8 protein-coding genes are annotated in these 13,111 nt (G+C 71.3%); 5 read left to right on the plus strand and 3 right to left on the minus strand.

The genetic code is table 11. The features are described from left to right. Positions 1 to 176: 176 nt before the first annotated feature. The 4 genes from OV090_RS18470 (at position 177) to OV090_RS18485 (ending at position 6,713) form a co-directional block, all read left to right on the plus strand. A complete protein-coding gene (locus tag OV090_RS18470) occupies positions 177 to 953 on the plus strand; it encodes an ADP-ribosylglycohydrolase family protein (protein ID WP_267705078.1) in 777 nt (258 codons plus the stop codon). Positions 954 to 1,245: 292 nt separating this feature from the next. Then, a complete protein-coding gene (locus tag OV090_RS50740) occupies positions 1,246 to 3,573 on the plus strand; it encodes a GAF domain-containing sensor histidine kinase (RefSeq protein WP_267705080.1) in 2,328 nt (775 codons plus the stop codon). Next, on the plus strand, positions 3,474 to 4,913 hold the full coding sequence (locus OV090_RS18480) for a sigma-54 dependent transcriptional regulator (RefSeq protein WP_267707128.1): 1,440 nt from the start codon (positions 3,474 to 3,476) through the stop codon (positions 4,911 to 4,913). Before OV090_RS50740 ends, OV090_RS18480 begins: the two co-directional genes overlap by 100 nt. Positions 4,914 to 5,321: 408 nt before the next feature. Next, the gene (locus OV090_RS18485) at positions 5,322 to 6,713 is read left to right on the plus strand and encodes a hypothetical protein (protein WP_267705082.1); all 1,392 of its coding nucleotides are present in this window, start codon (positions 5,322 to 5,324) and stop codon (positions 6,711 to 6,713) included. Positions 6,714 to 6,801: 88 nt separating this feature from the next. Here OV090_RS18485 and OV090_RS18490 read toward each other — a convergent pair whose 3' ends face one another. The 3 genes from OV090_RS18490 to OV090_RS18500 form a co-directional block, all read right to left on the minus strand. Continuing rightward, a complete protein-coding gene (locus OV090_RS18490) occupies positions 6,802 to 7,269 on the minus strand; it encodes a hypothetical protein (protein WP_267705084.1) in 468 nt (155 codons plus the stop codon). A 377-nt stretch (positions 7,270 to 7,646) separates the two neighbouring features. After that, positions 7,647 to 8,507 carry a 16S rRNA (cytidine(1402)-2'-O)-methyltransferase gene (rsmI, locus tag OV090_RS18495; protein WP_267705086.1) on the minus strand — a complete coding sequence of 287 codons (861 nt, stop codon included), beginning with the start codon at positions 8,505 to 8,507 and terminating at the stop codon, positions 7,647 to 7,649. Then, a complete protein-coding gene (locus OV090_RS18500) occupies positions 8,504 to 9,640 on the minus strand; it encodes an RNA polymerase factor sigma-32 (RefSeq protein WP_267705088.1) in 1,137 nt (378 codons plus the stop codon). The genes rsmI and OV090_RS18500 overlap by 4 nt, the downstream gene beginning before the upstream one ends. A 206-nt stretch (positions 9,641 to 9,846) precedes the next feature. Between OV090_RS18500 and OV090_RS18505 the strand changes: the two genes are divergently transcribed. Then, entirely contained in the window at positions 9,847 to 13,059 is a 3,213-nt protein-coding gene (locus OV090_RS18505; RefSeq protein ID WP_267705090.1) for an MXAN_5808 family serine peptidase, read from the plus strand. Positions 13,060 to 13,111 lie beyond the last annotated feature (52 nt).

Here is a 13,111-nt window from a genome sequence, read left to right on the forward strand (position 1 = left end):
CGCGGCTCGCGCCCGCGAGGTCGCGTTATCATATGCCCCAAAGGACATGTTCAACCCCGACCGGACGGCCGACCGAGATCTCCGACCACCGGGGGCCGGGCGCAGCGGTTCCCCGACGACGAACCCCGCAGCCGGCGGGCTCTTCCGCGCCGCGAACGCGAGTATCCTCCATCCCCATGATCGCCGCGATCGCCGGGGACATCATCGGCTCGGTCCACGAGCAGGCCAACATCAAGCGCACCGACTTCACCCTGTTCAAGACGCACAGCCGCTTCACCGACGACACCGTGATGACCCTCGCGGTCGCCGACTGCCTGCTCAACCGCAAGCCCTACGCCGCCACCTTCCGCGAGTACGGCCGTCGCTACCCCGATCGCGGCTACGGCGGCATGTTCCGCAAGTGGCTCGCGGACGACGCCATGGGTCCCTACCAGAGCTTCGGCAACGGCTCGGCGATGCGAGTCAGCCCGGTCGGCTTCGCCATGCGCACCCTCGACGACGTCCTGTCCGAGGCGCGCGCGACCGCCTTGCCGACCCATGATCACCCCGAGGGCATCAAGGGCGCGCAGGCCCTCGCGGTCGCAGTGTTCCTCGCGCGCCGCGGCGCCGACAAGCGGAAGATCCGCGACGAGATCGAAGATCGGTTCGGCTACGACCTCCGTCGCCGCGTCGCCACGATCCGCCCCGGTTACGCGTTCGACGTCACCTGTCAGGGCTCGGTCCCCGAGGCCATCATCGCCTTCCTCGACAGCGACGACGTCGAGTCGGCGATCCGCCTCGCCATCTCGCTCGGCGGCGACGCCGACACCCTCGCCTGCATGGCCGGCGCGGTGGCCCAGGCCTTTTATAAACAGGTCCCCGAGGCCATCGTCACCGGGGTCGAGCAGCGGCTGCGGCCGGAGCTGTGGCAGCTCCTGCAGGACTTCTGCGCCCGCTACCAGGTGCCGGCGTGACCGAAGGGACAGCCGCGACCCCGACGCGAGGCCTCTCGTCCTCCGGTCGCTGCTGAAGATCGTTCAACCCGACCGTCGATGACCGCCCGGCGATGCTCACGCGCGTGACGAGGCCGAGCGACCGGCCTCGTCCGCCGCCCGGCCGAGACCTCGTCCCCGCGACCCGGCCGGCCCCTGCGGCCTGAACAATGATCCGCGCGGCCCTGGCGGCCCCCCGGCGGCGTCTGCGGCCGGAGCGCGCAAGTCGGTTCCCCGACTCGCCTCGCGGGCGCGCTGCTACCATCTGCGCCGCGTGTCCGGGTCGAACCTCTACGCCAGTCTGAGTTCGCTGCTCGCCGCCGCCGTGGCCGCTGCGATCGGCATCAGCGTCTACCTGCGCGACCGCGAGCGGGTCCAGTTCTCGCGCTTCTTCGCGTTCTGCCTCAGCCTGTGTCTGTTTCACCTCGCGCGCTTCTTCGCCGGCTTGCCGAGCCTGCCGCGCTCGCAGTGGGTGGCCGACACCTTGAGCCTCCTGCTGCCGCTGATGGCCGACCGCTTCCTCTCGGGCTTCTTCCCCGCGGCCGGTCCGGCGCCCGGGCGCAACCCGCTGCAGGGGCCGCTGCTCGGCGTGCTGCTGGTGCTGCAGGTCATCGCGCTGGTCTTCCCGCAGCTCGCCGACGAGCCGTGGTGGGTCGTCGTCGACATCAGCATCACGACCTACGTCGTCGGCGGCCTGTTCTTCGCCGTCATGCGGATGTGGCGAGCCGCTCGCGCCGCCGAGGGCACCGCCGCCGGCCCGCGCCTGCGCTACCTGTTCTACGCCGCCCTCATCGCGCTCGCGCTCGGCCAGCCGGGCATCCCCGTCATCGGCCCGATCGCCACCGCCGTCTACCTGTACTTCATGGCGCAGACGCTGACGCGCGAGCGTCTGCTCGACCTGCCGGAGATCCTGGCGCGGATCACCAGCATGACGCTGCTCGTCATCACGGTCACCGCCGTGTACGCCGCGCTGGTGCTGTGGGTCCCGTGGACCTTCGCCGGCGAGCCGATGCTGCTCGTCTTCAACACCCTGCTCGCCTCCTTCGCCGTGCTCGTGCTCATCGACCCGCTGCGCAACGAGCTCGATCGCCGGCTCGAGAGCTGGCTGTTCCACGACCGCACCATCTTGCGGGCCCTGCTCGACCGCCTGCGCCGGCGCCTCGTCAACCTCATCGATCCCGACGAGATGGTCCGCGTCGTCATGAACACCTTGCGCGGATCCGAGCGCGTCACCCGGGCCTCGCTGTTCCTGCTCGATCGCCAGGGCTCGGCGCTGCGGCTGCGCGGGCACACCGGCGCGCCCACGCCGCCGTCGAGCCTCGATCTCGCGACCCGGCGACCCTTGCTCGAGCGCATGCGCCAGAGCGGCCCGCTGCTGCGCGACGTGCTCGAGCGCCAGCGCGAGCGGGCCAACAACGAGCTCAAGGCCGAGCTCGACGAGTGCCTCGACACCTTCGCCGAGGTCGGCGCCAGCCTCGCCTTGCCTATCCGCGGCCTCGCGGGCGAGCAGCTCGACGGCGGCCCGCCGCGGCTGCACCTGCTCGGCGTCCTCTTCGTCGACGACGAGCGCCTGCTCGAGCCGTTCTCGCGCGAGGAGGTCGAGCTGTTCGAGGGCGTCGTGGCCCAGGCGGCGGTGATGATCGAGAACTCGACCGTCTTCGAGCAGCGCAAGGAGCGCGACCGCCTGGCCGCGCTCGGCGAGATGGCCGCGGGCCTGGCCCACGAGATCCGCAACCCGCTCGGCGCGATCAAGGGCGCCGTCCAGGTCGTCGAGCCCGGGCTGCAGAACGCCGACCCGACCACCCGCGAGTTCCTCGGCGTGATCGTCGAGGAGGTCGAGCGGCTCAACCGCGTCGTCACCCAATTCCTCACCTACTCGCGGCCCTTCACCGGGCAGATGGGGCCTGTCGTGCTCGGCGAGGTCGTGGTCACCACCATGCGGCTGCTCGACGAGGACGCCCGCGGGCGGGTCACCATCACCCAGGCGGCGAACCTGCCGCCGGTCCGCGGCGACGCCGAGGCCCTGCGCCAGGTCCTGCTCAACCTCCTGCGCAACGCCTTCGACGCGCTGGCCGGCCAGAACCCCCCGGGGCGGGTGTTCGTGTCGCTCGGCCTGCGCCGGCACGGCCTCGGCAGCGGCGACGCGGTGACCCTCACGGTCCGCGACAACGGGCCCGGGTTCGCCCCCGGCGCGCTGGCCAACCTGTTCGTCCCCTTCCACACCACCAAGGCCGCGGGCACCGGCCTGGGGCTGCCCATCAGCAGCGGATCGTGGAGAATCACCGCGGGCTCATCGAGGTCAGCGCCCCCGAGGGCGGGGGTGCCCAGTTCACGATCGTCCTGCCCGTGTACGCCCAGCCGCGCGCCGAGGCGCCGGCCTGAGGCCCGCCGAATTCCGCTCGAGTCTCATCTGCCCCTTCAGACAGGTTCATCTTGTCCCAAGTACAACACCGGATCCTCCTCGTCGACGACGAACCCAACCTGCGCAAGGTCCTCGGCGCGCTGCTCAAGCAGCTCGGCTTCGAGGTCCACGCCGAGAACGACGGCGCCGCCGCGCTCGCGCGCGTCCGGGCCGCGCCGCCGGGGACCTTCGACGTCGTGATCACCGACCTGCGCATGCCCAACCTCGACGGCATGGGCCTGCTCAAGGCCTTGCAGGTCCACGAGCCCGGGCTGCCGGTGATCCTGTTGACGGCGCACGGCAGCATCGACAGCGCGGTCGAGGCGGTCAAGCTCGGCGCCTTCGACTACCTCGAGAAGCCGTTCGACAAGGACCAGATCCACCAGATCGTGCAGAAGGCGATCACGACGCGCGAGCGCAGCGGGCCGAGCATCCAGCCGAGCCCGCCGCCGGGCGAGATCGTCGACCCGTGCGCCGCCGCGGGCATGGTCGGCCGCTCGCCGTCGATGCAGACGATCCGGGAGATCGTCGGCACCGTCGCGGCCAGCCCGACGACCGTGCTGATCGCCGGCGAGAGCGGCACCGGCAAGGAGCTGGTGGCGCGCGCGCTGCACCTCGGCTCGGCGCGGCGCAGCCAGCCGTTCATCAAGGTCAACTGCGCCGCGATCCCCGGCGGCCTGGTCGAAAGCGAGCTCTTCGGCCACGAGCGCGGCGCCTTCACTGGCGCCGTCAGCTCGCGCGCCGGTCGCTTCGAGCTGGCCGACGGCGGCACCCTCTTCCTCGACGAGGTCAGCGAGATCCCCAAGGAGATCCAGGTCAAGCTGCTGCGCGCGATCCAGGAGTCGGAGTTCGAGCGGGTCGGCGGCGTCAAGACCCTGCACGTCAACGTGCGGCTGATCGCGGCCACCAACCGCAACCTCGACGAGCTCATCCGTGACGGCCAGTTCCGCGAGGACCTGTACTACCGGCTCAACGTGGTGCCGATCCACCTGCCGGCGCTGCGCGAGCGGCTCGAGGACCTGCCGTTCCTCGTCTCGCACTTCGTGCAGCGCTGCAACGAGCGCCTCGGCAAGAGCGTGCAGGGCCTGACCCCGGCGGCTCTGGCGGCGCTCGAGCGCTACCCGTGGCCGGGCAACATCCGCGAGCTCGAGAACCTGATGGAGCGGATGGTGCTGTTCGCCTCCGGGCCGCTGATCGACGAGGACGACCTGCCGGACGCCTACGCCGGCGAGGCGGGCGCGAGCGCGCCGGCGGCCGCGGAATCGAGCACCCGCCTGACGGAGCCGGGCGACCGCCAGATCCGGCTGCCGCTGTCGAGCCTGGGGCAGGACCTCAAGGAGGCGGTCAAGGCCGGCTCGCGGCTGGTCGAGGAGGCGCTGATCCGCGAGGCCCTGGCGAAGACCGACGGCAACGTCACCCGCTCGGCCCGGGCCCTCGGCATCAGCCGGCGCAGCCTGCAGTCCAAGATGAAGGAGCTCGGCCTGCGCGAGAGCCCGGACGAGGGCGGGCCGAAGGGTCCGCCGCCGCAGCCGGCGAGTTGAGGCGACCCCCGAAGCCGGGGCCGGGCGAGGCGAGGCTCGCGGCAGATCTCGCCCACACGCCCGCACGCCGCGCCCGGGCCCGCCGCGCGGGGTCCGCGGCCATTGGGGGCCTTGCGGGCCGCCGAGCGGCCGGAAACGTGGTCGAGGCCGCAGCGAAAGGGTCCTTTCTCCCGGGTTTTTCACCGCGGCGCACGAGGCTTGCGGTGCCGCAATCGCGGCCGGGATCGTGGCTGGCCCGGCCGCTTCGGCCCAGGAATGTTGACGCTGCCGCCCGCGCGCTGGTAGCGTGCAGCGACCCCTCTTGAGGTGCTCCCTATGCGGAAACTGTGCCGCCTCCTGCCCGTCCTGACTCTTCTCGGCGCGGTCGCTCTCGCTGCCCCCACGGCGAACGCTGCCGAGGTCACGCGAGTGGCGAGCTCCTTCGACGGCGACAACAAGTTCGATTTCCACTTCGGGGTCGGCTACGACTTCAACTTCAAGCAGGCGGCGATCCTCCGCGAGTGGAGTGACCCGAACAACCCGAAGAGCACCATGGTGCGCGACCTGCTGTACCGGCAGATGCGGCACGTGGTCACGCCGACGATGGAGATCGGTCTCTACAAGGACCTCGCCATCTACGCGGCCCTGCCGATCGTCGTCAGCGACCAGCGGACCTACGGCTTCGACCAGAAGGCCGAGCCCTGTGTGTACGCCGACGAGGCCAGCGGCACCAACCCGGCCACCTGCGTCCGGCACGACAACAGCACGACGATCCGCGACGGCATCATCCCGCGCGACGGCTTCAACGCGATGAACGCGGCCAGCCCGTTCGGCGCGTTCGGCGGCGCGGGCACCGAGACGATCTTCAAGGGCGCCAACCGCTACGGCCTCGACCAGCTGATCGTCGGCCTGAAGATCGGCATCTTGAACCAGGACCGGCTGTCGCACATGCCGAAGTGGGTGATCGGCCTCGAGGGTCGCTTCGCCGTCGGCAAGCCGATGACCTTCTCGCGCGACACCGTCGACGCCGACCCCGCGGGCAACCACCGCGTCGGCCGCGGCACCCACGAGCTCGGCGTGTGGACGGCCCTGTCCCGCCGCTACCGCTTCCTCGACCCGTTCTTCACCGCGTGGTGGTACCAGGCCATCCGCGCCAACAACTCCGAGTTCAAGAACTACGGCCCGACGCAGGACCGCATCAACCCGCAGTCCAACGTCGGCGTGTCGTTCGGCACCGAGATCGTGCCGTTCGAGCGCAAGGCCAAGGGCCAGAAGGTCGCGCTCAACCTGCGCGGCCTGGCGATGCTCAAGTACGGCGGCCGCGGCTACAGCGAGGCGTGGGAGCTGTTCGCCGACAGCCCGGCGCTGGTCGGCACCTACCAGCCCGGCCAGGCCAACCTCGCGTGCGACCGCGGCGCGGTCGACAGCGTGGTCCAGTACGCCAAGGACAACCCGCAGAACGGCGACCCCCTGTCCGGCTCCGGCGTGACGGGCAGCTCCGGCGGCGCCGGCTGCCAGCGCTTCAACGGCATCACCAACATCCAGGACTTCGCCACCTTCGGCCTCAACATCGCGCTGCACGCCCAGCTCAACAAGTACGCGATGCTGATGATCGGCACCACGCTGACCACCGACACCCGCCACCTGATCACCGCGGCCAGCCGCGGCAAGGCGGCCCTCGGCGGCGACACCAACCTCGTCGACCAGCCCAACGAGATCAACCCGGTCCGCCGCGACGTGATCGACCAGGTCGGCCGCCGCTACGCCGTGGGCGACGTGTTCGGCGCCATGGGCTACTTCCGCTTCCTGCTGACCTTCTGAGCCGAAGCTGCCCCTTCAGACATGTCCGGACGGCCCTGGCCGCCCGGACATGTTCGTTTAAATAGGCGATGCCGCTCGAGCCGCCACGTCAGAGTGGGAACTGGGCGCCGTCGCGGGTGACGAGGCTCTGCACCACGACGCGACGATCGACGGGATCGTGGAGCACCCCGAGGTAGGCGCCCGGCACCACGCTCGCGCTTACGCTCGCCGGCACGACGAGGTGATGCGAGACCGGGGCCGGGACGGTCGGGCCGTGCGGGTCGTTCGGGTTCGTCCCCGGCCACACCTCGAGCTGGACCGCGATCTCGTAATTGACCAGGACCCCGTGCTTGCCGCGCCGTTCGCCGACGATCTCCGCACCGACGATCCTCGCCCACGTCAGGTGTGCGCGCCGGCTGTGCTCGGCGTGCGCCGAGAGCTGCGCAGGACGCTCGCGCAAGGCCGCTGCCAGCGAGCGGATCGCCACGATCAGCATCCCGCCGCTGCCCACCGCGAGCAGGCCGATGAGCACTGGAACGTCGGTCATCATGGCGAGCCCGGCGAATGCGAACGCCATGATGAAGTTAAGGGCGGGCCGGTCCGGAAACGGCGGCGGAACGGATCGGACCCGCAGGGCCGGCGGGGGCCAGGGCGGGGCCGATTCGCGGGCGACCTCGCTGGGGGCCGGTTGCAGCGCAGCCAGCGATACGGGACGCGTCGGGTGCATGGATGTCCTGGTAGAGCATCGCGGCGCTTGCGGCAACAGCGACCATCCCGCGCCCAGCGCGATCGTCATCCGGCGCGCAAACGATCTGCCATGCATTTGTCGGATTCGAGCTCGACGCAGCGCCCCTGCATCGCCCTCGTGCGCATCGCGGTCACCGGCCATGGCAGCGACCCGCGATCATGGGCGGGGTCGCCTCGCCCGCGCGGCGCTCGTCGAGACCGACGGCCTCACTCGCCGCCGCGGCGGAGCGTCCCGAGCTGCTCGTAGATCGCCCGCGCCTCGAGCCCGGTGAGCGCCGCGATCTGCTTGGCCTTCTCGCGCGGCTTCAATCCCGGGTCGCACACCAGCTGCCACAGCGCCCGCGTCGCGTCCTGCACCGGATCGCCCGCGACCTGCTCCTGCGTCCCCGCCAGCACCACGGTCACCTCGCCGCGCAGCGCCTCGTCGACCGTCTGCGCCAGCTCGGCCAACGAGCCGCGCAGGACCTCCTGGTGTTGCTTGGTCAGCTCGCGGCCGATCGCCACGCGCCGCGTCTCGGCGTCGGGCAGCGCCGCCGCCAGGTCGCGCAGCAGCGCCGGGACGCGGTTACCGGCCTCGTACAGCAGCACCGTCCCGCGCTCGCGGGCGATCGACTCGAGCCGCTCGGCGCGCTCCGGCCCGCCGCGCGGCAGGAAGCCCAGGAAGCGCACGTCCTCGGCCGGCAGGCCGCTGAGGCACAGGGCCACCGCCGCGGCCGTCGGCCCCGGCACCACGTCGACCGCGTAGCCGGCCTCGACCGCCGCCTGGACCAGGCGCAGGCCCGGGTCGCTCCACACCGGCAGCCCCGCCTCCGACACGTACGCGACCACCTTGCCGCGCTGGAGATTCTCCAGCAGCAGCGCCACCCGCTCGCCCTCGTTGGCGACGAAGCAGCTGATCCGCGGCGGCAGCGTCGCGCCCTCGCCGAGCAGCCGCAGCGGGCTGCGCGTGTCCTCGCAGAACAGCACGTCGGCGCCGACGATCGCCTCGCGGGCGCGCGGGCTGAGGTCGCCGCGGTTGCCGAGCGGCGTGCCGACCAGCACCAGCTTGCCCGGCGCCTCGGCGCTCATTCGTGACCCAGCGCGATCTGGACCGCGTCGCCGAGCTCGGCCTGCAAGAACTCGCGGAGGCGCAGGACCATGCGCTTCTCGAGCTGGCGCGCGCGCTCGCGGCTGACGCCCCAGCGGTCGCCGAGCTCCTGCAGCGTGATCGGCTCGTCGGCGACGATGCGGTCGCGGAAGATCTCGAGCTCGCGGCCCGACAGCGTCGCGCCGAAGCGGCGCAGCTTGGCGTGCAGGATGTCCTTGAACTCGGTCGACTCGACCTCGACCTCCGGGTCGTCGCTGCTGTCCTCGATGATGTCCATGCGCGTGCGGCCGTCGTCCTCGTCGCCGCCGCCGGTGAGCGGGGCGTCGAGCGACATGTCGGGGGCCGACAGCCGGCGGTCCATCTCGATGACCTCGGCTTCGCTGACGTCGAGGGCGGCGGCGATGCGCTCGGGCGTGGGGTCGACGCCGGCCTGCTTGAGGCGGTCGACCTGCTTGCGCAGGTTGAAGAACAGCTTGCGCTGGTTCTGGGTGGTGCCGATCTTCACCAGCCGCCAGTTGTTGAGGATGAACTTGAGGATGTAGGCGCGGATCCACCAGCCCGAGTAGGTCGAGAGCTTGACCCCGCGGTAGGGGTCGAACTTCTTCACCGCCTGGATCAGGCCGACGTTGCCCTCCTGGACCAGGTCGAGCAGGTTCTGGTAGGCGCGCTTGTACTCGTGGGCGATCTTCACCACCAGGCGGAGGTTCGACGTCACGAGCTGCTTGGCCGCCTCGGCGTCGTTCCCCTCGACCCACCGGACCGCGAGCGCGTGCTCCTCTTCGCGCGTCAGCAGCGGGTGGCGGCGGACCTCGGCCATGTACTGGCCCATCGGGTCGCGGCGGACCAGCGCCGTCACGGGCGCGGCCTGGGCCTGCGGCTCGGCGGGTCGGACCCCGATCTCCGCCTCGATGAGGTCGAGCTCGGCGTCGGTCGCCGGCTCGGTCTCGGACAACACCTCGTCCTCGTCCTCGTCCTCGTCCTGCGGTTCGGGCTCCGCGGCGACCGGCGGCGGGGCCTTGACGGGCAGGGCCTTGTCGGCGGGCGCCTCGACATCGACGACCGCCGGCGCCTTGCGCGGGGACTTCTCGGACGAGCTGCGCTTCGGTTGAGACATGCCGGGGCGGAGTCTACGCCGCCGCTCGCCATCTTTGACAGGTCGGCGGAGGTTCGCCCGTGCGCGACCTCCGGGCGGCGACCCCGGGGCGCCGCCGGCGGTTTCGGCCGTGCTGCTGCGCCGCCACCGCGCGCCGCCGGCCCGCCTACACGCGCCCGGCTGCCTCGCGGTGGCCATCACAGTTTCCCCCCACTACACTGGCGATCGTGATCGCTCCGCTTCGTGGTCGACTCGGTCGGGCCTCCACCCCGGCCATCGTCTTCGGCTCCTTCGCCCTGGCGCTCGGGCTCACCGCCGTGCAGGACAGCGAGGCGCTGGCCCAGCGCAGCGAGGCGCGCGCCCCGGCCCGCGCCGCCGCCCAGACCTACGACGCCACCGACCTGCGGATCCTCGACTGGACCCTGTGGTACGTCGCCAAGTACTACGTCGAGCCCGAGCGCATCGACCCGCATCGGATGACGATCGCCGGCCTCGAGGGCCTCGAGCAGGCGATCCCGCAGGTGCTCGTCGAGCCGCTCGGCGGCGGCAAGAAGGCCACGCGGGTCAAGGTCCGCGTCGGCACCGCCGAGCAGGAGTTCGAGCTCGGCAGCGTCGACGCGCTGTGGGCCGTCGGCACCCACGTGCGCGACGTGTTCCGCTTCATCGCCCGCCACACCGCCCTGACGGAGGACGACCGGCGCGACGCCGAGTACGCGATCGTCGAGGGCGTGCTCGGTACGCTCGACCCGCACACCAACCTGCTGCGGCCCGACGAGTTCGACGTCATGAAGACCAGCACGAAGGGCAGCTTCGGCGGTCTCGGCATCGAGGTCGGCATGCGCGACGGCATGATCACGGTGATCCGCGTGATCGACGGCAACCCGGCCAGCAAGGCGGGCATCGAGTCGGGCGACCGCATCGTCCAGATCGACGAGGAGTCGACGGTGACGATGACCCTGAACGAGGCGGTCGACCACATGCGCGGCGAGCCCGGCACCGCGGTGGCGCTGCACGTCCGCCGCGAGGGCGTCGACAAGCCCAAGCGCTTCCGCATCACCCGCGACGTCATCACCCTCGACAGCGTCACCGGCACCGTGCTGCCGGGCGTCAACAACGAGGGTCAGCCGGTCAAGGTCGGCCTGGTCCAGATCAACCGCAACTTCGCCCAGACCACCGGCAAGGAGCTGCGGGCCAAGCTGGCCGAGTTCGAAAAGGCCGGCGTGCGCGGCATCGTCCTCGACATGCGCGACAACCCCGGCGGCCTGCTCACCGCCGCGGTCGAGGTCGCCGACGCGTTCCTCAAGTCGGGCGTGATCGTCTCGACCGTCGGCCCGGGCGCCCCGCGCGAGGACCTCACCGCCGACGAGCGCTACGACTTCGCCGACGTGCCGGTGGTGGTGCTGATCGACCAGGGCTCGGCGAGCGCGACCGAGATCGTCGCCGGCGCCCTGCGCAACCTCGGCCGCGCCGTCCTGCTCGGCCGCCGCACCTTCGGCAAGGGCTCGGTGCAGGTGCTGCACGACCGCAAGGTCGCCGACAAGGAGCTCGCGCTCAAGCTGACGATCGCCCAGTACCTCACCCCCGGCGACGTCTCGATCCAGTCGGTCGGCGTCAGCCCCGACCTGGAGACCCTCCCGGTCGTCGTCACCAAGGACTTCGTCGCCTACCACGGCCGCAAGCGCTTCGACCTGGTGCGCGAGGAGTCGCTGGCCTCGCACCTCACCTCGACCAAGGCCGACCCGTCGCAGAAGATCACCGCCGGCCCGCTCTACTTCCTCAGCAACGCCTTCGTCCCCGACGACGACGGCAACGACGACAAGTCCGAGGCCGCCAAGCAGAAGGAGCGCGACAAGGTCCGCGCGGCCAAGACCGACAAGGCCGGCAACCTGACGGTGGACGCGCTGCTCGAGGACCCGGAGATCCGCATGGCCCGCGACCTCGTGGTGTGGGCGCCGTCGCCGTCGCGCGACGCGATCCTGGCCAAGATCGGCGACTTCGTCGCCAAGGAGACGGCGCTCGAGGAGAAGCGGCTGACCGAGGCGTTCGCCAAGCGCGGCATCGACTGGAGCCCCGGCACCGCGCCGGAGGCCGGCAAGGGCGCCGTGCTGCGCATGGCCGTCAAGACCGACAAGAAGGACAACATCGTCCTCGCCGGCGAGACGGGCACGGTCACCATCAGCGTCACCAACGAGGGCACCGCCCCGGCCTACCAGGTCCGCGCCTTCACCGACTCCGACTACTCGTACTTCGACGAGCGCGAGCTGCTGCTCGGCCGCATCGACCCCGGCCAGACGCGCACCGCGACGGCCAAGGTCAACGTCAACGAGCACGAGCTGTCGCGCACCGACCGCATGGAGCTGCAGCTGTTCGACCGCCACGGCTCGACGGTGTCGCCCAACTCGCAGCGCTTCATCGACATCAGCAGCGCCGGCATCCCGCGCCCCGACTTCTCGCTGGCCTACCAGCTGCTCGACGACCCCAAGGCCGGCGCCAACATCCACGGCAACGGCGACGGCGCGCTGCAGGTCGGCGAGCGCGTGCGCCTGCGCGTCCACGTGCGCAACACCGGCGAGGGCCAGGCGCTCGACGCCTGGGTCAACCTCAAGAACATGAACGGCGAGGCGGTGTTCCTCCACACCGGCCGCGAACAGCTCAAGGCGATGCCGACCGGCGACGGCCGCGTCGTCGAGTTCGACTTCGAGGTCAAGAAGGCGCCGACCGAGGGCGAGGTCAAGCTGCAGCTGTCGGCCCACGACGCCAAGATCGGCGTGGCGCTGGCGCAGAAGCTGCACTTCCCGCTGGCCCAGAGCACGGTCACGGTGGCCCCGGCGACCGGCACGGCCGCGTGCGAGAAGACCTGCGAGCTCGTCCAGAGCCCGCTCGCCGCCGACCAGGTGGTCGCCCGCGCCGAGCCCGGCTCGGGCCTCAAGGTCACCGGCCGGGCCGACGGCTGGCTGCGCGTCGACCTCGACGGCAAGCGCTTCGCCTTCGTCAAGGAGGCCCAGGCCAAGCTCGGCGAGCGCGGCGGCAAGCCGAAGATCACCGACGTGTTCGCCATCAGCCCGCCGCGGATCTCCCTGGCCCAGAGCCCGAGCCAGACCGCCGACCAGCGCATGAAGGTCAGCGGCACCATCACCGACAGCGAGGCCGTCCGCGACGTCTTCATCACCGTGGTCAACCCCTCGCGCGACCTGTTCGGCAAGGCCGAGAAGGTGTTCTACCAGGCCGCCGCCAACCCCAAGGACGGCAAGCTCGAGTTCTCCGCCGACATCCCGCTGACCCCGGGCAACAACTTCATCGAGGTCCGCGCCCGCGAAGACGACGACGTCAGCGCCGCCAAGCACATGTGGGTGCTGCGCACGAGCGGCCTCGAGGAGGCCCGCTCGAACGAGCTCCACAAGTCGACCGGCAAGCTCAGCGTCGACACCCTGTCGAAGTGAGTCGGCGGGGCGTCGAGCGCGTCACCGTCGACGAGCTCGAGCACCGTCGAGG

This window comes from Nannocystis sp. RBIL2 (assembly GCF_026626745.1).
In the GTDB taxonomy this organism is placed as follows: Bacteria; Myxococcota_A; Polyangia; order Nannocystales; family Nannocystaceae; genus Nannocystis.